20 protein-coding genes are annotated in these 20,461 nt (G+C 57.1%); 4 read left to right on the top strand and 16 right to left on the bottom strand.

Features of this window, described 5'->3' with window-relative positions; all coding sequences use genetic code 11:
• Positions 1–28 precede the first annotated feature (28 nt).
• Positions 29–808 (top strand): envelope biogenesis factor ElyC, encoded by a 780-nt coding sequence (gene elyC, locus DXX3274_RS10235; protein ID WP_042859699.1) that lies wholly within the window; start codon positions 29–31, stop codon positions 806–808.
• 40 nt (positions 809–848) lie between these two features.
• Here the strand turns inward: elyC and DXX3274_RS10230 are convergent, their stop codons facing one another.
• From DXX3274_RS10230 to DXX3274_RS10200, 7 genes are all read right to left on the bottom strand, one after another.
• Positions 849–1,745, bottom strand: a complete 897-nt coding sequence (locus tag DXX3274_RS10230) for a YcbJ family phosphotransferase (RefSeq protein WP_042859698.1) — start codon at positions 1,743–1,745, stop codon at positions 849–851.
• 262 nt (positions 1,746–2,007) lie between these two features.
• Positions 2,008–3,327, bottom strand: coding sequence for a pectate lyase PelN (gene pelN, locus DXX3274_RS10225; protein ID WP_042859697.1), 1,320 nt, complete (start codon positions 3,325–3,327; stop codon positions 2,008–2,010).
• Positions 3,328–3,613: 286 nt separating this feature from the next.
• Entirely contained in the window at positions 3,614–4,366 is a 753-nt protein-coding gene (kdsB, locus tag DXX3274_RS10220) for a 3-deoxy-manno-octulosonate cytidylyltransferase (protein WP_042859696.1), read from the bottom strand.
• Positions 4,363–4,545: a Trm112 family protein gene (locus tag DXX3274_RS10215; protein WP_013317752.1), complete on the bottom strand. Its 183-nt coding sequence runs from the start codon at positions 4,543–4,545 to the stop codon at positions 4,363–4,365. The genes kdsB and DXX3274_RS10215 overlap by 4 nt, the downstream gene beginning before the upstream one ends.
• 40 nt (positions 4,546–4,585) lie before the next feature.
• A complete protein-coding gene (lpxK, locus tag DXX3274_RS10210; protein WP_042859695.1) occupies positions 4,586–5,599 on the bottom strand; it encodes a tetraacyldisaccharide 4'-kinase in 1,014 nt (337 codons plus the stop codon).
• Complete coding sequence (msbA, locus tag DXX3274_RS10205; protein WP_038659221.1) at positions 5,596–7,344, bottom strand: lipid A ABC transporter ATP-binding protein/permease MsbA; 1,749 nt, start codon at positions 7,342–7,344, stop codon at positions 5,596–5,598. The genes lpxK and msbA overlap by 4 nt, the downstream gene beginning before the upstream one ends.
• Before the next feature lie 38 nt (positions 7,345–7,382).
• Positions 7,383–9,683 (bottom strand): ComEC family protein, encoded by a 2,301-nt coding sequence (locus tag DXX3274_RS10200; protein ID WP_084478750.1) that lies wholly within the window; start codon positions 9,681–9,683, stop codon positions 7,383–7,385.
• A gap of 296 nt (positions 9,684–9,979) precedes the next feature.
• Between DXX3274_RS10200 and DXX3274_RS10195 the strand changes: the two genes are divergently transcribed.
• Positions 9,980–10,342, top strand: coding sequence for a hypothetical protein (locus DXX3274_RS10195; RefSeq protein WP_042859694.1), 363 nt, complete (start codon positions 9,980–9,982; stop codon positions 10,340–10,342).
• A gap of 71 nt (positions 10,343–10,413) precedes the next feature.
• Here DXX3274_RS10195 and DXX3274_RS10190 read toward each other — a convergent pair whose 3' ends face one another.
• The gene (locus tag DXX3274_RS10190; RefSeq protein ID WP_042859693.1) at positions 10,414–10,752 is read right to left on the bottom strand and encodes a DUF496 family protein; all 339 of its coding nucleotides are present in this window, start codon (positions 10,750–10,752) and stop codon (positions 10,414–10,416) included.
• 514 nt (positions 10,753–11,266) lie between these two features.
• Between DXX3274_RS10190 and sbcB the strand changes: the two genes are divergently transcribed.
• Positions 11,267–12,697 (top strand): exodeoxyribonuclease I, encoded by a 1,431-nt coding sequence (sbcB, locus tag DXX3274_RS10185; RefSeq protein ID WP_042862025.1) that lies wholly within the window; start codon positions 11,267–11,269, stop codon positions 12,695–12,697.
• Between the two features lie 31 nt (positions 12,698–12,728).
• A complete protein-coding gene (locus DXX3274_RS10180) occupies positions 12,729–13,313 on the top strand; it encodes a hypothetical protein (protein ID WP_152495251.1) in 585 nt (194 codons plus the stop codon).
• 82 nt (positions 13,314–13,395) lie between these two features.
• Here the strand turns inward: DXX3274_RS10180 and DXX3274_RS10175 are convergent, their stop codons facing one another.
• The 8 genes from DXX3274_RS10175 to citD form a co-directional block, all read right to left on the bottom strand.
• Positions 13,396–14,754: an APC family permease gene (locus tag DXX3274_RS10175; protein ID WP_042859691.1), complete on the bottom strand. Its 1,359-nt coding sequence runs from the start codon at positions 14,752–14,754 to the stop codon at positions 13,396–13,398.
• On the bottom strand, positions 14,747–15,013 hold the full coding sequence (locus DXX3274_RS22820; RefSeq protein ID WP_071603940.1) for a hypothetical protein: 267 nt from the start codon (positions 15,011–15,013) through the stop codon (positions 14,747–14,749). The genes DXX3274_RS10175 and DXX3274_RS22820 overlap by 8 nt, the downstream gene beginning before the upstream one ends.
• Positions 15,014–15,249: 236 nt before the next feature.
• Positions 15,250–16,002: a flagellar brake protein gene (locus DXX3274_RS10170; protein WP_042859690.1), complete on the bottom strand. Its 753-nt coding sequence runs from the start codon at positions 16,000–16,002 to the stop codon at positions 15,250–15,252.
• Positions 16,003–16,227: 225 nt separating this feature from the next.
• Entirely contained in the window at positions 16,228–17,136 is a 909-nt protein-coding gene (gene citG / locus DXX3274_RS10165; RefSeq protein ID WP_042859688.1) for a triphosphoribosyl-dephospho-CoA synthase CitG, read from the bottom strand.
• Positions 17,114–17,656: a citrate lyase holo-[acyl-carrier protein] synthase gene (citX, locus tag DXX3274_RS10160; protein WP_193747068.1), complete on the bottom strand. Its 543-nt coding sequence runs from the start codon at positions 17,654–17,656 to the stop codon at positions 17,114–17,116. Before citX ends, citG begins: the two co-directional genes overlap by 23 nt.
• Entirely contained in the window at positions 17,653–19,182 is a 1,530-nt protein-coding gene (gene citF / locus DXX3274_RS10155; RefSeq protein ID WP_042859687.1) for a citrate lyase subunit alpha, read from the bottom strand. The genes citX and citF overlap by 4 nt, the downstream gene beginning before the upstream one ends.
• Positions 19,183–19,270: 88 nt before the next feature.
• Entirely contained in the window at positions 19,271–20,161 is an 891-nt protein-coding gene (gene citE, locus DXX3274_RS10150) for a citrate (pro-3S)-lyase subunit beta (protein WP_038659243.1), read from the bottom strand.
• Positions 20,161–20,451 (bottom strand): citrate lyase acyl carrier protein, encoded by a 291-nt coding sequence (citD, locus tag DXX3274_RS10145; RefSeq protein ID WP_033568418.1) that lies wholly within the window; start codon positions 20,449–20,451, stop codon positions 20,161–20,163. Before citD ends, citE begins: the two co-directional genes overlap by 1 nt.
• Between the last annotated feature and the right edge of the window lie 10 nt (positions 20,452–20,461).

The raw sequence follows: 20,461 nt of genomic DNA, 5'->3' as shown, positions 1-20,461 counted from the left end.
TTTTTTCATTCAAAAGGGACGCTATTTTATGCTGTTTGCCGTCAAAAAATACATCGGTAGTCTGTTGCTGCCGCTACCGTTGCTGATGCTGGTGATGGGTCTTGCCCTCGCCCTGCTGTGGTTTTCCCGTTGGCAGAAAACCGCCCGGATCCTGCTGACCGGAGGCTGGCTGGCGTTGCTGTTGCTGAGTCTGCAGCCGGTGGCCGATCGGCTGCTGTTGCCGCTGGAGTCACGCTACCCGACCTGGACGCCGGATTTCCCCACGGCGAATTACATCGTGGTGCTGGGCGGCGGTTACACCTTCAACCCGGACTGGCCCCCCAGCGCCAACCTGATCAATAACAGTCTGGCGCGCGTCACCGAAGGCATCAGGCTATGGCGCGCCAACCCTGGATCCAAGCTGATTTTCACCGGCGCCGCCGCGCAGGGCAATCCGGTTACCAGCGCCAGCACCTCCGCCCGCGTCGCCGAAAGCCTGGGCGTCCCGGCGCAGGATATCCTGTTGGTGGACCAGGCTCGCGATACCGAAGAAGAGGCGGCCGGAACCGAAGCGCTGGTCGGCAAACAGCCGTTCCTGCTGGTGACGTCCGCCAACCATCTGCCGCGCGCCATCCGCTTTTTCCAGGCGCGCGGGCTGCATCCGATCCCGGCGCCGGCCAACCAGTTGGCCATCACCTCGCCGCTTAACCCATGGGAACGGGTATTTCCGTCCGCACTCTATCTGTCGCACAGCGAGCGCGCCTGGTATGAAGGATTGGGTCTGATCTGGCAACAAATGAAAGGCGTTACGCCACCGCCGGAGTCCTGATGCCTGTACGCGGGTGATCAAAGATCGCCCGCGTCGCCGATTATTCCAGCCAGGGCAGTAATTCGCGGGTCGCGGTATCGAACAACGGGCGGTCCAACTGGCCGGTGTGGATGTAACGGGAAACCGCGGCCCACAAGATGTACAGCCAGCGGCGGCAGACGAAGGATTCGGCCAGCGGCGCCTGCTTCAGGTAGTGGTAAAACAGTTGTTCCGGCATGCCCGACTCTTCACATAAACGGAACAGGTCGTACTCACGCGGCGCCCACAGCATCATGCCGGGATTGATCATCGCCAGCAGTTGATCGCTGCGCGGATCTTTCAGCATGCTGCGCAGAGTCAGGTTGCCGTGCACCAGCACGCAATTGTCATCGAAATCCGCAAACAGCGCGGGCAGGCTCTGCCGGGATCGGTACAGTACGGCGCGGTCCTGCTGCGTCAGCTGCGCGGCGTTGACATTCATCAGCGTAGCCCACAGCACTTCCAGCCGCTGGCGATACCAGTTCGGCCAGCTGTTGTCCTGCGTGCTGTCCACTGTGCCGACGCAGCCGTGGCTATCGATACGATGCCAGGCCAGCATGCTTTCGACGATCTGGTCCATCAGCAGCGTCCAACGCTGAGGCGAACGGGACGGCGCCTCCACCGACACGCCACGCAGACGCTCGATAAGCAGCAGCTCTTTGTAAGGCGCCTGATGGGTCATCACCATCCCGTAGACCGTCGGCAGCCTGACTTCACCTTCCCGGGCCAGCATGGTCAGCTTGTAGGCTTCCTGCCCGGCAATCCCCTGGCAGATGTAACTTTTCGCCAGCAGCGGCATAGCGTTGCCCGCGCGGTCATACAAGGCATACAGATGCGCATAGGGTTGTTCACTGATGCGTTCAAGACGGCTGAGCGACTCGCCCAGCACCGTACTCAACTCGGCTTTTAACAGTTCCATAGGCGATAAGATCTCGCGGTTACAGGCACGCTCTTGCACTTATCATGCGAGCAGCACACAACAATTTCCCCAATACAGATCAAAGAAAACAGGATATGTAGCGACGCATGTCGGTTAACGAAATGCGGGATGGAGCATAGACAGAGCGCCCACGCTGCAATTGCCGTCGTCATCGGCAAAAAAATGCCCGCCGAAGCGGGCATCTGTTACGTCATCCGACAGTTTTTCCGATAATTACCGCGGATAGCAGCATTTTCTCCGCTTATTTCAGCTCAAACGCACCCAGATCCGGCGCGGCGCCTTTATAGGCGATTTTGACATCGCCGCCCTTGTCGATCATCCAGCTGTCTGACGCCAGACGCAGGTTTTTCAGCACCGGCAGGCTGCCGTCAGCCTGACGCGCCGCATCCCAACCGGTAGTGGACACGCTCTGGAATTCAGAATCGGAAATCACGTTGCTGAAGTTCCAGGAGTTGTAACGCATGTTGGCGCCATCGGTATAGGCCAGCGATTGCGAACGTGCAGCATAAGAGATGTTGTTACGCAACGTGCCCAACGCGATGGCGTTACCGCTCGCATCGATGCCACGCATGCTGTAATTGACGGTATTTTTGAACGACGTATTGTTGAAGAAATCATTCGCCACCGGGTGATGGTTGGCATAGAAACCCGCGGCTTTATTCAGGAATGCCACCGAGTTCCGCACGATGTGTTTCGGCGCATTGCTCACGTACTGAGCGCCGTAACCCCCGGCTTTGAAACCGTTGCCATTACCAGCGGGCAGCGAAGTGGTGGTGCCCGGCAGGTAACCGTGCGACCAGGCCCAGGAGTTCTCAATCGTCACCGATGAGTAGGCGTTGATCAGGTCAAAGCCGTCATCCGAGTTAGCCCAGGCGCGACAGCCGCTGAAAATGTTGCCCGGCATATTGGCGGCAATGTGCGCGCCGAAACCATCGCCGCTCTGACCTGCGCCATTGGAGGTCAGCGGGTCATAGTTGTGATGAGAGTCGGTGTTGAGTACGGTGTTGTTGGCTCCGTTCTTTAAAAACAGCCCGGTCCCCATGATGTGGTGGATATTGAGTTGTTCGAAACGGTTGTTGCTGCCGTTAATCCACACCCCCCAGGATTCGTGGTTCTTGTTGTTATTTTGCGGTACCCCTTTGATTTCCAAACCTTTGAGGGTAACCCAGTTGGCTACTACGTTAAATCCTTTAACGCGGCAATCATCTTTCATCTGGCTAAAATCAAACACCGGCGTTTCGCCGCTATAAGCCACATATTCGATGCGTTTACCCGAAGTACCACTCTTATTCAGGGTAATGGCGTTCACGATATCCGTCTGGCTGGCGCAGCTGTTAAGCCCGGCGGTGAAGGTGTAGGTTCCACCGCGGACCCACAGGCGGTCGCCGGGAGAGAGGGTCTGCTGCGCGCGGGAAAAGGACTTCCAGGGTGCGCTCTTGCTGCCGCTGGCTGAATCACTGCCATTCGGCGCCAGATAATATTCGGCTGCCAGACTTTGTGCTGCCGTCCCGGCCAACACGCATCCAATTATTGCGGGTAAAAATTTTTTATTCACTTTCATTGTGTCACTCCATCCTTAAGTAAAACAAAACCCAGAGCATTCACCGCCATCGGATAAATGCCGACCAATAATAAGTCATGATTAACAATTGTGCACCTGCGGCACGGGCTTTTATTATTCCTGCTAATAGATTTATTAATTAAGCTATACCATTTGTGGCATAACAATAGCGGCGGGTGATTAGCGTATTTACTGGCTTTAGTGATAGCCGATAATCTGCGGGATAAAAAAAGCGTATACGCCAACAACGCATACGCTTATCGAAAAGATTCGTGGGGAGCCGGAATCAGGCTGCCGACATCACCGCTCTGACACGAGCCAGATCTTCAGGCGTGTCCACCCCGACGCTCGGCACTTCTTTGGCGACGGCTACATGGATTTTCTCGCCATACCAGAGCACGCGCAGCTGCTCCAGCATTTCGATTTTCTCCAGCTGGCTGGGCGCCCAGCCGACATAACGGCGAATAAATCCGGCACGATAGGCATAAATACCGATATGGCGCAGGAAATGATCGCCGATGGCATCACGGGATTCGGCAAACCGGTCCCGTTCCCACGGAATGGTCGCGCGCGAGAAGTAAAGCGCATACCCTTCGGCATCCGTCACCACTTTTACCGCGTTTGGATTGAACGCTTCTTCACACGTGGTAATCGGCACCGCTAGCGTAGCCATACCCGCGCGGCTGCCGGCCAGATTGTCCGCTACCTGACGGATGATTACAGGCGGAATCAGCGGTTCATCGCCCTGCACGTTGACGATGATTTCATCATCGGCAAAACCGTAACGGTCGATAACCTCGGCCAGTCGTTCGGTGCCGGAGTTATGATCCGGGCTGGTCAGGCACACTTCGCCGCCCGCCTGTTCAATGGCACGGGCGACATCCGCGTGATCGGTTGCCACTACTACACGGCTGGCGCCAGACTCGCGGGCGCGTTCCATTACGTGCACCACCATCGGCTTGCCATGAATATCCGCCAGCGGCTTGCCCGGTAACCGGGTGGATGCATAGCGGGCGGGAATAATTGCAGTAAACGTCATTGTGCGATCTCATCCGGCGCCAGCGTACGGGCTTCATTTTCCAGCAGGACAGGAATGCCGTCCCGCACCGGGTAAGCCAGCCCTTCGATTTTGCAAATCAGTTCCTGCTTTTCTTTGTCAAAAATCAGCCGTCCGTTACACACCGGACAAGCCACGATTTCAAGCAAACGATGATCCATGCTTCCTCCATCAAGAAGCGATTATCAAAAATATAGCCGGTCACCCGGTTTCCGTCTGGCGCGATACGCAATGCGCATCAATCAGGCGCGTCAGACGCTGTAGAAGTAATGCCGATTCTGGCGCTGATAATACGGCGTCAACCGGCAGATACCACCAGTTGGCGCGAGCAAAGGCGCGACATTTCACCGCGTCCTTTTCCGTCATGATCAGGGGCTGCTGGTCATTGTCGGTCAGCGCCTGCAATTCTTCCGGTTGCCAATGCTGATGGTCGGCAAACGCTACTTCACGCACCAGCGTGCTTCCCAGCGCTTTCAGCGTAGCAAAGAAGCGCGGTGGATGACCGATCCCCGCCATAGCGACCAGCGGAGGCAATGTTGATACCGGGCGGCGTTCTCCGGTCAGCAGATTAACCGCGTCCCCCGCCGTGAGCTGCATGGCGATTTCGCCGCTTTTCGCCTCGCCGCCATTCACAATGACAGCGTCAACCGAACTCAGGCGCGAGGCCCGCTCCCGCATCGGCCCGGCTGGCAGCCACCAGCCATTGCCAAAACGGCGCACGCCATCCACCACCACCAATTCCATATCCCGCGCCAGCGCGTAATGCTGCAGGCCATCATCAGTCACGATAACGTCCAGCGGCTGATGCGCCAGCAACGCCGCTACCGCGTCGCGCCGTTTGGGCGCTACAGCGACCGGCGCGCCGGTGCGCTGGTAAATCAGCACCGGCTCATCGCCGGCCTGGGCAGAAGTCACCTCATCGGTGACCCGCAGCGGATAGCGCTCCGTCTTACCGCCATAACCACGTGATACCACGCCGACGCGATATCCTTGCTGTTGCAACTGCTCTACCAGCCAGATCACCACCGGGGTTTTGCCGTTACCGCCGGCGGTCAGGTTACCCACCACTACCACCGGCACCGGTGCTCGCCACACGTTGCGCCAGCCGCAACGGTAGCTCAACCGGATAAGATGACTGATCAGGCCATAGAGCAACGACAACGGCAGCAACAGCCGGTATAGAGGGGAACGCCCCGACCAGATGCGTTCAATCATGCGCCAAACTGCAGTTTGTGCAACTGGGCATACGCCCCGTTTCGGGCCAGCAACTCACCGTGCTGACCGCGTTCGATGATCTGCCCGTCTTCCACCACCAGAATTTCGTCCGCCTTCTCAATGGTGGACAACCGGTGGGCGATCACCAATGCGGTGCGGTTTTTCTGCAATTCGTCCAGCGCCGCCTGAATAGCGCGCTCCGACTCGGTATCCAGCGCCGAGGTAGCCTCATCCAGCACCAGAATCGGGCAATCGCGCAACAGGGCGCGGGCAATCGCGATACGCTGACGCTGGCCGCCGGACAGCAGCACGCCGTTTTCGCCGATCACCGTATCCAGGCCCTGCTCCAGCTTGCCGATGAAATCCATCGCATGCGCCATTTTAGCGGCGCGCTCAATATCTTCGCGGCTGTAGCGGTCACCGCAGGCATACGCGATATTGTTGGCAATCGTATCATTGAACAGGTGAACGTTCTGGGACACCAACGCAACCTGGCTGCGCAATGACGGCAACGTGTAATCGCGCAGGTCGTGTCCATCCAGCAAAATTTCACCGGACTGAATATCGTAAAACCGGGTGATGAGGTTGGCGATAGTCGATTTACCTGAACCGGAACGCCCTACCAGCGCCACCGTTTTCCCCGGCGGGATATGCAGGCTGATATTTTTCAGCGCCAGCGTTTCTTTTCCAGGGTAAGCGAAGTTGACGCCACGGAACTCGATATCGCCCTTCGCGTGCTCCAGTACACGTGTGCCGGTATCTTTTTCCTGCTCCATATCCAGAATGGTGAACAGGGTCTGGCAAGCCGCCATGCCGCGCTGGAACTGGGCATTGACGTTGGTGAGCGACTTAAGCGGGCGCATCAGGGTAAACATGGAAGAGAACACCACCGTGATGGTGCCGGCGGTCAGGGTTGCCATTACCGCCGGGAAACTGGCGGCGTACAGCACAAATGCCAGCGCCAGCGAGGCAATCAGCTGGACTACCGGATCAGAAATGGAGGATGCCGATACCATCTTCATGCCTTGTTGACGCATGCGATTGCTGACCGCGTCGAAACGCTCCACTTCCACGGTTTGCCCGCCGAAAATCAGCACTTCTTTGTGCCCTTTCAACATTTGCTCGGCGCTGGTCGTCACCTGCCCCATCGTGTTCTGCATGTTTTTGCTGATACTGCGAAAACGTTTGGACACCACGCGCATGCTGTAGGAAACAATCGGCGCGATCAGCACCAGAATCAGCGACAACTGCCAGCTATACCAGAACATCAGCACGAACAAGCCAATGATGGAGGCCCCTTCCCGCACCACGGTCACCAGCGCGTTTGACGAAGAGGCGGCCACCTGCTCGGAATCATAGGTAATACGTGACAACAACGTACCAGTGGACTGCTGATCGAAGAAGGAAACCGGCATCCCCATGATGTGGCTGAACAGACGACGACGCATGTTCATCACCACTTTGCCTGATACCCAGGCCACACAATAACTGGAAATATAGCTGGAGATACCGCGCATAATCATCAGTCCGATGATAGCCAGCGGCATCCACACCAGCACGCTGCGGTCGGCCTTACCGAATCCGTCATCCAGCAGCGGCTTGAGCAGGGACAGCATCAGCGTATCGCCAGCGGCGTTAACCACCAGCGCCACCGCCGCGACCGCAAGCCCGGCCTTATAAGGGGTGATCATCGGCCATAGGCGACGAAACGTCTGCCACGTGGAGAGATCTTTATCATTAATCATGCAATAAACCTGAGCCTTTGATAAATAGCCGTCTATTATTACTCATTATCCCGGTAAGCGCCAAACCACTGATGGTACCAGAGAGGGGATATTTCACCCCGGTAGCGCAACATTTCGATGCCTTCGTCGAAAAAACGCACACTCAGCTGCCCGTCGCTGGCGGTATCGTGCCAGCGCTCTCCACCCTGACGGTAACGACGCACCACGCTGACAGCCGGTAAACGCCACGGATTGTATCGGGAGTTGGACGACAACGCCGGCCCAACCCCCACCGCCCGTAAAAATGGCGGCGATGATGACGTGGTACTGCCATGATGCGGCACCTGCAGGATATCCGCCGCCAGCATTTCGCGTTGAGTACGCAGCAGTATGGCTTCATCTTCACGCTCCAGATCGCCCGTCAGCAGCACCCGATAGCGGCCATCGTCCACCCGCACCACGCAGGAGTCGTGATTACCGGCTTCACGCACCCGTAGCGGCGGCCAGATAACGCTGAACGTCAACCCTTGCCAGCGCCATCGTTCGCCTTGTATGCAAGGTCGATGCCCCGGTTCAAGCAACGGACTGTATACCGGGACATGCGAAAACGCGCGCTGTAATGCCTCCAGCCCGCCGCGGTGATCCAGATGGCTATGACTGAGGATGATCCCTTCCAGCTGTAATCCCCGCCATTTAAGATAAGGCAGGATTTCACGATCGGCCATGTTGCCGCCGTCCCAGCCGGGACCGGTATCATACAGCCAGGCTTTACCCTGTCGTTCAATCACCACCGCCAGTCCGTGACCGACATCCAGCATGTCAACCCGCCACGACGGCGCGGGCGATTTGGGGCGCAGCAGCATCACCAGTACCAAAGCCAGCAGGCTGAGCGGATAAGTTCGCCACCAGGAAAAACGCCAGACGATCACCGTCAGCCATCCCGCCACACTGTAAGGCACCACACTTTCGCCCAGCGACAACCAGCCCGGCGGCATAGCCTGCAACGGCAGGAAAACCAGTGCCAGCGAACGATCGGCCAGCCACCATAGGCCTTGCGCCGCCACCGGGATGACCATCAGCGGCAACGCCAGCAGAATCAATGGCGTTGTAATAAACGATACCAACGGCACCGCCCACAGATTGGCCGGCAACGAACTCAGGCTGACGCCATGAAACAACAACACTTGCAGCGGCATCAGCAACAGTGTGATTCCCGTCTGCAAATGCAATCCTCGCAGCCATACCCAGCGTTTGGGCCGTTGCAAATGCTGAGGTAGCGGCGCCCACTGGTACCAGAAAATCAGCGCGGCGACCGCCAGCGCGGAGAGCCAGAAACTGTCCGACAACACGCTCAGCGGGTCACTAACCAGAATCAGCGCCACGCACCATAACCATACCTGCCACGATGAAACCGATACGCCGCGTATCCTTAGCAACGTCCAGCATGATAACGCCAGCGCAGCCCTTACCGCCGGCGGGTTTCCTCCGGCCAACCAGACGTATCCCCAGGCACAGCACAACCCACACCACAACGGCGCGCGATGTTCTACCCAATGAACCGGCAATAGATATTGCACCGCACGAACCACGCCCCAGCCAGACAATGCCGCCAGCACGATATGCAGTCCCGATATCGCCATCAGGTGCATGATTCCGGTTTGCCGCAGCACATCGAGGATGTCATCCTCCACCAGAGTCATCTCACCGATCGCCAACGCCAGTATGATCGACCGCCACGGCAATGCCCGTGTTTGCCGTTCCGCCTGTTCAACCAGACGCTGGCGCAAACCACATTCTGGCGCCAGCACCGCGGCAGAGAGTATCCGTCCGGTCAATGGCTGCGCCTTAGCCAGCGCCCAACGCTGACGGTCAAAGCCGCCCTCGTTCAACCGGCTATGCACCGGACGCAACCGCAACCGGGCTTCCCACTGCTGCCCGCCGCACCAGTCCGCCATCTGCGGCTGTGCATCCAGCCGTGCATAGATCGGCGGGAACACCCAGCGCCCGTTGATCTCCCATAACCGCACCACAACCTGCCCGGCATCCGCCTGCGCAAATCGGACGCTACTGACGCCAACCCTTGCCGTCACCGGTCGCTGGGTAAATTGTTCCACCTGATTCAGTATCACCCGGCCACTGTAGAGGCTCCAGATCACCCCCAGCGCCACCAGACCGACCGGGTAAAAACGTGTTTTAAGCAGCCACAGTGCGGACAGCCCCCACACCAGCGAACGTCTTTCCGGCAAATCCGGCAATATCAGCAATAACAACGGGCCTGCTATCAACGCCGCCGCCAGTTGGTTCAATGAAATTCTGATGGTTTGTCCCTTACCATTTGTCGCCGAATTTCCGGCGGTCATCCTGCCTGGGAGGCAGTGTGCCGACCCATGAACGTTTGCGAAAGCAACGCATGGCAACCCCGGAACCGGCTACGCAAACAACCGCAACGGTTGCAATCCGTTGCAACAACAATGCGAAGCGGCATGAGCGCGACAACAACCCGCAGACTCTCATCTTGACAAGCAGCAGCAGCTCATTGAATGGTATGCCTCAGGCCACGTCTGGCGGTTATGTTAATCGTGGCGCAAGCAGGGATATGCCACGGATTATTGGCGAAAAGCGAAAATTGGCGAAAAACGAAAGGGAACATTGGCACATGCCGTATAAAAACAGGATTTCCATCATCAGTGTATTGGCGTTGTCAGCCTGCTCAATGGCGCCGCGGAACGCTCCGACCGATACCGACTTCCAGCATGTGGCGCGCGCCGCCAACGAATGCACCACCGATTTACTGACGCAGGTAAGACACCTCGACGGGAAATACCGGGTAATGACGCGGTATTACATCAAAAACCAGACTATCGACACCACCGGCGGCAAGGTCATCGACACACGGGTGCGGGAGATCCCCGCCATCAACGCAGACGCGCTGGATAAAAGCGAGGCAGGCAGCGCATGGCGCGACTGTATGAAGCAGAAAAACGCGCTGGCGCCGGAGATCGTGATGAGACAGTCATAGATAGGCGGCCTGAATAATCACCCCGCCCCAAAAGCATCAGGGCCGGAAACCGGCCCTGAACATCAGTGAAGTTATTTCGCGTCCACCGGCGGTTTGATTTCACCCATTTCCTTGATTTTACGGGACAGCTCGCGGCGCTCTTTCGACAGTTCCGCGTTTTTGATGATGTATTCATCCACACGGTCCTCATAGTCGCTACGCATGTTGGCGATAATGTTCTGGATATCTTCAATCGACATACCCGGTTTGATGTACTCGCTCAGGTTATCCAGCAGCAGCACACGTTTCTGGTTATCGCGGATTTTCTTTTCATTATCCGCAATTTCACGCTGCAGCTTGTTCTTGCGACGGAACATACGCACGAATTCCAGCACATCCTGGAAACATGGCTTAGTGTTACCCTTCTCCATTTTTCTACCCTTACTTAACGATCAAAATTCGTTATGCGGAGACCGCGTTACTCCAGGCTGTATCCCATAATAATGCGCATCCTCCTCCGCCCTGATAACAATCGTTGCTTTGATAACACTGTGTGAGCGATACCAGCGACGCGCATCATTGCGGAACATAGACTAACCATACAGGTTAGCCACTATCGTCGACAAGGTGGTTTTCCCATATCGCCGATGCAATCGTTGTCTTTATGTGCACCCTATCACTCCCGCGTTCTGATTGCACCTGACTCGATTCAACACCGCAGGGCGGCACACATGTCGGCTTCTGTCAGACAGCAGGATGGTTTACCATGACGGCTTTGTGTTGTCCGTCACCGTTTTTACTGAAAGAACGATGATTTGCCCTTAAACTGGCGGGCCGTTCCGCATGGCGCTTACGCCGGGCAAAACCGACGGTGACAAACACGCTTCGCGGCGGTATGACTGGTTTACCAGCGCTTGCCGTCGCCAGGCTGAACAGAGAGAAACCGTGCAAAATCAACACACCGAACCCACTTTTTTCATTCATGACTATGAGACCTTTGGTAAACATCCGGCCAAAGATCGCCCGGCGCAGTTCGCCGGCATCCGTACCGATTTGAATTTTAACGTGATTGGCGAGCCGGTAGTGATCTACTGCCAGCCAACCGACGATTATCTGCCCGACCCGGAAGCGGTGATGATTACCGGCATCACGCCACAGGTGGCGCAAAGCCGTGGGATACGCGAAGCGGAGTTCGCCCGCCATATCCATGAGGCGTTCAGCGTGCCGGGCACCTGCATCATGGGGTACAACAACATTCGGTTTGATGACGAAGTCAGCCGGAATCTGTTCTACCGCAACTTCTACGATCCTTATGCCTACAGTTGGCAAAACGGCAACTCCCGCTGGGATTTACTGGACATGCTGCGGGCGTGCTATGCCTTGCGCCCGGATGGCATTGTCTGGCCGGAAAATGACGACGGTTTTCCCAGCTTCAGGCTGGAACACCTGACGCGCGCCAATGGCGTCGAACACACCCAGGCGCACGACGCCATGTCGGATGTGTATGCCACTATCGCCATGGCGCGCCTGCTCAAACAATCGCAGCCGAAACTGTTCGACTATCTCTACACGTTGCGTAACAAGAACAAAGTCAGCGCGTTAATCGATATTCCGCAAATGAAACCGCTGGTACACGTTTCCGGCATGTTTGGCGCCGCACGCGGTAATACTAGCTGGATTGTGCCGCTGGCCTGGCATCCGGATAACCGCAATGCGGTCATCGTCTGCGATCTGGTAGGCGATATTCAGCCGTTGCTGGAGCTGAATGCGGATGAACTGCGCACCCGGCTTTATACCCGCCGTGCGCTGCTGGCGGAAGACGAATCGCCGGTGCCGATCAAACTGGTGCATATCAATAAATGCCCGGTTCTGGCGCCGGCCAGCACGTTGCGTCCGGAAGACGCGGAGCGGCTGGGTATTGACCGTCAGCACTGCCTGAACAATCTGCAACTGCTGCGTCAGCATGGCGGCGTACGGGAGAAAGTGGTGGCGCTGTTTGCCGATGCCCCGCCGTTTGAAGCATCGACGGATGTGGACCTACAGCTGTACGATGGTTTTTTCAGCGACGCCGATCGGGCCGCAATGGACATCATCCGTAAAACCGACTCCCAGCACCTTCCGGCCCTGAACCTCCAGTTTGCCGATCGCCGGGTGGAGGAATTGCTGTTCCGCTACCGGGCGCGCAATTTCCCCGGCACGCTTGATGAGCAGGAGCAGCAGCGCTGGCTGGCGCATCGTCGTGAGGTCTTTACCCCAGAGCGGTTGCAGTCTTATTCAGATTTGCTGGAGAGTTTGTATCAGCAGTACGCGGATGACGAGAAAAAAACCGCGCTACTAAAAGCACTGGTTGCCTATGCCCAACGGCTGGTCGCCTGAGATGTGGCAACATCGCAACGAGACACACATCATGCGTTTACCACCGCGGTTACACCGGACTACTCGTTGCGGCCCTGGTATCGTCTTTTCTGCTGTTTTGTCGGTCATCATGTTATCGACAGCCAGTGCCGCGCCGTTTATTCAGCCCGCGTCCGCTCAGGTCCAGTTAGTATCGCCGCCCCAGCAGGTCGTAGAAAAATCTTTTGCTATCACGCCTCGGGAATTGGTCACGCGCATTAATGACAACCTGCTCCGTCTGCACTGCACTTTCAGGTTCACGATGAGCAACGATCCGCTTAGTAGCGAAGCCTCTTCCGGCATTCACTCACACATCAAACTCACCAGTGAAGTTTCTCAAACCACCGGGCGAGTCACCGTGCTGAAACTGATAGTTACCGGCGATGGGACGCAGCAGTCCGGCATTGATAATCTTGCCGCGGTTGTCGCTGCCTATGGCGCGTTGCTGGACGAAAAAGATGAAATGACGACCGTGTCGCCAACCGTTAAGCAACTTCTGAACGCGAAAACGTCACCCGCTACACTGGTGCTAGACCATATCCGTTTTATTCGTGTATGGCAGGGTGGCACCAATTTGTTCGCCGCCGCTCCGCTATAAGCGCAATATACAGATAAGCGCCGCGCACCCTGCGTATAAAAGAACAGGCTCCCGCGGGAGCCTGTCATCATCAGTCAGAGCATTACGCCAGATCTTCGTTGTACTGCGGTACCGGCTGTTTGAAACTGCGCGTCACAAACGTCAGATAGAGCAGACCAATCGCTGCCCATACCAGCCCCAGCGTCATTGAGGTGCTTTCCAGATTCAGCCATAGCGCGCCGACGGTCAACGCGCCCATGACCGGCAGAATCAGGTAGTTCACGTTATCTTTCAGCGTCTTGTTGCGGCGCTCACGGATATAGAACTGAGAAATCACCGACAAATTGACGAAGGTGAAAGCCACCAGCGCCCCGAAGTTGATCAACGCCGTCGCGGTAACCAGATCGAACGAAATGGCAGACAGCGCGATAACGCCGACCAGCAGTACGTTCAGCGCCGGCGTCCGCCAGTGCGGATGTACATAGCCGAAGAAGCGCTCCGGGAATACGCCGTCACGCCCCATTACGTACATCAGACGGGACACGCCGGCGTGCGCCGCCATACCGGACGCCAGTACGGTAACGCAGGAGAAAATCAGAATGCCGAACTGGAAGGCCTTACCCGCCACGTACAGCATGATTTCAGGCTGAGAGGCATCCGGATGTTGAAAACGTGAAATATCCGGGAAGTACAGTTGCAGGAAGTAGGACACCACCACGAAAATTACGCCGCCGAGCAACGCCGTCAGAAAAATGGCTTTCGGAATCACACGGCCTGCATCTTTGGTCTCTTCAGACAGCGAACTAATGCCGTCAAAGCCGAGGAACGAAAAGCACAGGATCGTCGCGCCAGTGATCATCGGCACCACATGGGCGTTATCGGACCAGAACGGACGGCTGCTGGTCAGCGTCCCGGCGCCCTCGCCATGCGCCACGCCATAAATCACCATGCCGGTGATGGCCACCATCACGGCGACCTGCAGCACGACGATCAGGCTATTGAAGTTGGCGACGGTTTTGATGCCGCGCAGGTTGGACAGCGTCATGAAGCCCACCAGCAGCACCACAAAGATCCACGACGGAATGCTGGGGATCAGGGTTTCAAAATAGATTTTCGCCAGCAGGATGTTGATCATCGGCATGAACAGATAATCCAGCAGCGACGACCATCCCACCATGAAGCCGACAGTCGGGCTAATGGCTTTCTGGGCATAGGTATAGGCCGACCCGGCGGACGGGAAACGACGAACCAGCTTGCCGTAGCTAAGCGCGGTAAACAGAATGGCAATCAGTGCAAATGCGTATGCGGTGGCGACGTGACCATCGGTCAGACCGGAAACGATACCGAAGGTATCAAACAGCGTCATCGGCTGCATGTAGGCCAGGCCCATCATTACTACAGGAACCAGCGTCAGAGTTTTGCGCAGTTGTACCCGCGGCGTAGAAACAGTGGAATCAGTCATGACGCAGACCTCCTTTACCATCAGCGACCTTACCGGCATCACTCATCATCCGTGCTCTCGCAATCAATGACGAAGACGCCGTGCGGCGGTATTTCAGGTATCCAGAACGTCCGGAAGCGAACGGACGAGCGGTGTCGCCGTAGCCGAGGTGAGCAGCCGATACGCCACCCGATGTCAGGCAGGCCAGCATGGCGCCCTTGTCGCTGCGCTTGCAGCACCAGCCGGCGGGCACCGGCTCCAAAACAACTGATTGCCCCATTATGTCTCTCTGTTAACTCTACGCAGCCCGTAGCATGCGTTTTACCGATATCTGTCCGGTGCCATCAACAGCGCCGGCCTCTTAAATTAAATACAAAAAAATAACCGACGCGATAGGTATGCGTCGGTTTTTCAGGGCGCGTATTTTGCCCCAGCCAGCAATCAGAGACAAGACCTGTGAAGCCAATCGTGTACGACTTGCGCAGTTAGCTCTGTCGCCGGCACGAATCAAACTGCTTAGCGAAGCCGTTTGCGTTTTTCGTTTTGATCCAGTTCCAGTTCGGTTATCACCTGCTGTAATCCCCGCTCCTGCGCGGCACTTAGCGTCGAAAACTTGAAGCTCAGACGCTCGATCTGTTTCACTTCGCCTTTACTGTCAACGACTTTGGTGGTGGCATGATTGACAAAATGCAAGTCCAGACAGAATTGCCCATAACTGGCGAGATCCACATCGATATTTTTCAGGAGCATGCCCGGCTCAAACAGTTCAGCCATGGCTTTGTCGTCGGTGTACATGGACAGGCCGCCCAGCGACAAATCTTTCAGACTAAATTCGAAATGGATGTTGTCCGGCAGTTCGCCCCGACAGCTCATAGGCGGCCAGGCAGGCGAGTTGATACGGAAAAAATTACGGCGCTGGATATAGTACAGCACATCGGGAACCGCCGCGCAGAAGGCGGGAAAACCGTCATGTTCGACCGTTCTGATGATCGTGGAACGAAATTCAACCTTGGCGCCAGCCGTTTCTGCCGCAAACTCCAATTCACCCGCAAACAGCGCACGACTGTTTTCACGCTCCAGCGCGCCGAGGTCAAACAAGAATTCCTCTTCGTCCGAATCAACCTCAAGGATCTTGCTGATAAACTGACCGTGCGTGTGATACACCATTACTGTGGCGTCTTGCTTTTGCAGTCCGCGTAATGTGGCGCAAATAGCCATTTTATTGCGCCTGGCGTACTGCTCTTTCATATTGTTATCCACTACATCCATCCCCACCGTCAATTGAATGGTTAATGCGTCATTCAGTGTCCCAGAACCCCCAGGATACAGCATGGCACTAGTATCGACATTCATGCCATCAACTTTAGGGCTTTATCCGTTCATTCGCTTATGCACTGTCCGCATGGAACATCCGGCACACAGCAAAGCCCCGCAAGCGCGAGGCAAAAACTCATGAAAAGAATGGGGGGACTGCTTGCCAATAATAGACGAGGTTCAGACGTGAGGATAGTGAGAAAGCAGCCAGGTTAACGCCAGCAGATCGGCGCTGCCGCCAGGGCTGATGTTACGCTCGACCAGCGCCTGATTCATATCCTGCAGCCCTTGTCGGGTCACACCGTCTGACAGTAATGCCCGCGCATTCGACTGTACGAACGCTAGCCCCTCTATTCCGCCACGGGAGACTACGTTGGTATCCGGATTGTGGGCCATTAAGACCACCAGCGTCTGCAATAAGGCGGATTCGTCGTCCTGCCCCTGTGCGCGGGCGCGCAGATAAGCGGGCAGCGCATACTGGCGAATGGTAGCAAAGCCGCTGGCGGCTTCTCCCCGCGCACCGGTCAAGCCGTGACGCCGGAACAGATTTTCTCCGGCCGTCGCGGTGTGCTGGCTGTTCTCCAGCTCATTACGCACCAAATCGGCGCTCATCTGCGCAGCGCATTGACACAGGCTGTCCTGCGTCAATCGTAGCCGACGCCCCGCCAGCCAGCCCGCTGCACTGCACAATAACCCAAAGGCGAAAATGCCGCCTTTGTGCGTATTCACGCCGCCCGTCGCGGCCAGCATCGCCTGCTCGGCGGCGATGCCGATAGGTCGTACCTGCGGCAGGAGCTGGGTTATCGGCAACGCGCTATGCGACATGCCCGCTTCGGTAAAACGTGAAAACCAGGGCGCCAGCGCGTCGATACTGGCCTGAAACAGCGGCACATCCATATCGCGATGAGCGCCGTTGTTATCCCGATCCACCAGACCGGGTTTTGGCGTCAGCATCACCTCGACGGTCAGGGCGGCGGCCACCTGCTGATGAATAGTGGGGATAGCCACCAGCGCGCCGGTGGCATCAGGAAATAGCGTTGTCAGTAACGGAGAGGAAACACTCGACTCAGTGTGCGTTAAACCAGGCATGGAGGATACCCTCGATTTTTTCAATCACGTCCGGTAACGCATGGCGGCGCGAACGCGCGCAGGCATGCGCCGATTCATCACAGAGTATACATCGACGACGATCATGCGCCAGTAACGTTCGGCTGATCGAGCCTTCCTGCGGGCAAAATACGTCAAAATCCCACAGCCGCCCCAGCGGGTGCTGATCTTCCAGTGCAATGGCCGCCGCCTTAACGCTCAACGCATCCTTGGTGATGACCCAGAATGCCTCTGCGCCGGTATCCAGCCAGTGTAACTGTTGCTCCAGCGCTTCCCAACCGCGCGCCAGGCACAAGTCATTGAACGCCGCAACCGCTTCCGTCATCGCCCGACGATACAGCGGCGAATCTTTAACCGGACCCGGCGTCACCAACGTCAGCGACACCAGCGTAGACTGGTGCCGCGCCAGCAATTGCTGCTGGCGGGCACAGCGGCGTTCCTTCGCCGCCAGCAGGCTTTCCAGTGAGACGGCGACTGTTGAGTCTATCGCGACATCGCTCACTCGTTGTCCTCTTTGACCTGACGTACCACGTCAATCACGCTGCCGTCACGATAACGAATCACCCCGACGATGCGATCGTGGAATTCAATGGCTTTAGGCTCGCCTACCAGTTGAATCGCACGCTGGTACAGTTCTTCAATCGACATCACGCTCAGACCGGCTTTGATCAGGCGTTCCGCTACATCCGGACGCGCCGGGTTAACGGCGATGCCGTGGTCGGTCACCAACACGTCGATGGCGCTGCCCGGCGTCACGCAGGTCGTTACCTGACGTACTACCGTCGGAATACGGCTGCGAATCAACGGCGCGACCACGATAGTCAGGTTAGCCGCCGTCGCCACGTCGCAATGGCCGCCGGACGCGCCGCGCATTACGCCGTCGGAACCGGTGATCACGTTGACGTTAAACTGGGTATCGATTTCCAGCGCGCTCAGAATCACCACGTCCAGTTGGTCGCAACAGGCGGCCTTGGAGCTGGGGTTGGCGTAGACATTGGTGGAGATTTCCACATGATTGGGGTTCTTCGCCAGCGATGCCGCGGCGTTGGCGTCAAAGCACTGGGTGTCCAGCAGCTTTTCAATCAGCCCTTTTTCATGCAGGTCGACGATGCTGCCGGTGATGCCGCCGAGTGCGAAACTCGCCACCACGCCCTGCTTCTGCATGCGATCTTCCAGAAAACGGGTACAAGCGGTAGACGCTGCGCCGGAGCCGGTCTGGATCGAAAAGCCCGGTTTGAAATAGCCGGAGTGTTCGATCACGTCCGCCGCGCTGCGGGCAATCAGCAATTCACGCGGGTTGCTGGTAACGCGCGCCGCGCCTACGCTGATTTTCGCCGGGTCGCCCACTTCTTCCACCGGCACCACAAAGTCCACCTGATCCTGCACCAGACTGGCCGGCATGTTAGGGAACGGCACCAGACTTTCGGTCAGCAGCACGACTTTACCGGCGTACTGGGCATCGACCATCGCGTAGCCGAGCGAACCGCAGCGGGATTTACCCGAGGTGCCGTTGGCGTTGCCGAATTCGTCGCTGCTCGGTACCCCGAGGAATGCGACGTCAATCTTCAGTTCGCCGCTCTGCAGCAGGTGCACGCGACCGCCGTGAGAGTGAATCTGCACCGGCTCTTTCATCAGGCCGTGAGAGATGGCGTCCGCCAGCTTGCCGCGCATGCCGGAGGTGTAGATGCGGGTAATCACGCCATTGCGGATATGCTCGATCAGCGGCGCGTTGCAGGTCATCAACGAACTGGAAGCCAGCGTCAGGTTTTTAAAACCCAGACGGGCCAGGGTGTCCACCACGTGGTTAATCACCTTGTCCCCTTCACGGAACGCGTGGTGGAACGAAATCGTCATGCCGTCCTGCAGCCCGCTTTTGCGAATGGCTTCTTCCAGATCGGCGCACAGCTTGCGCTGGTGTTTTTCGGTGACGTCATTCAGCCAGGGGGTACTGTGGTTGGCATTGACGAACGGTTGCAGATGGCTTTTTTCTGGATATTGCTTCTGCAGTGCTTCAATAAAGTTACTCATGATCCAATCCTGTCATTGCGAGGCCCGCTAGCGCGATATCACGCCGCCAGCTGGCCAGTGCGGAAACTATCGGTTACCCGGTCGGCGTTTATTTGCGCACGCCGGAGGCCAGCGCACGCTCCACCACCCGGCGGGCGTGGTCGATAATCGGGCCGTCGATCATTTTTCCGTTCAGCGAAATGACCCCCAGTCCGGCGCGTTCGCCGTCTTCCGCCGCCTTGATGACCAGATGAGCGTAGTCCACCTCATCCTGAGTCGGCGCGTAGGCGTTGTGCAGCAGTTCGATCTGGCGCGGGTTGATCAGCGACTTGCCGTTGAAGCCCAGTTTGCGGATCAGTTCCACTTCTTTCAGGAACCCTTCTTCGTCGTTGACGTTGGAGTACACCACGTCAAAGGCGTCGATACCGGCAGCGCGAGCGGCATGCAGCACCGCACAGCGGGCATAGAACAACTCGGTGCCGTCGCCGCGTTCGGTTTGCATATCCATCACATAGTCGAACGCCGCCAGCGCGATGCCGATCATGCGCTCGGAAGAGCGGGCGATAGACACGGCGTTGATCACCCCGACCGCGGACTCGATCGCCGCCATGATGCGGGTAGAGCCGACTTCACGACCGCACTCTTTTTCGATGCGCGCCAGATGGTGTTCCAACTCGGCCACATCGTCGGTAGAGTCGGTTTTCGGCAAGCGGATGACATCCGCACCACCTCGTACAGACGCTTCCAGATCCTTAAGACCGAACGGCGTATTGAGCTGATTGATACGCACCACGGTTTCGATGTCCTGATACATCGGGTGTTGCAACGCATGGTGAACCAGCAGGCGTGCGGTATCTTTCTCACGCAGGGAAACGGCGTCCTCCAGGTCAAACATGATGGAGTCCGGTTTGTAGATGAAGGCGTTGGACAACATGGCGGCATTTGCGCCCGGCAGGAACAGCATGCTACGGCGCAGTTTTTTCGGCTGAGTGGTGCTCATCACAGTTTCTCCCAGTCAATCTGATCAACATCGGCGGCACGCAGCACGGCGCTCTGCACCCGGGCACGAATCACGCAATCCAGCGCGCCCTTGTCTTCAACCACGATGGTGCCGGACTCTACGCCCAGCGTGCTCAGGGTGTCGTTCACCACCTGCTTGATCTGTGCGCCAAACTGTTTGATGACTTCACTGTTTATCACCACGGTCAACTGGCCTTCCGCCGGCGCTACCTTGACCAGCAAGTCGCTGGATTCAAAGGTGCCCGCCAGGGCCTCCTTGATAATTTTCATGTTGTTTACC

It is taken from the genome of Dickeya sp. NCPPB 3274 (genome assembly GCF_000406205.1).
GTDB classification, from domain to species: domain Bacteria; phylum Pseudomonadota; class Gammaproteobacteria; order Enterobacterales; family Enterobacteriaceae; genus Dickeya; species Dickeya fangzhongdai.
Note: the sequence above shows the minus strand (reverse complement) of the source record. Positions and strands in the feature narration are given on the sequence as shown.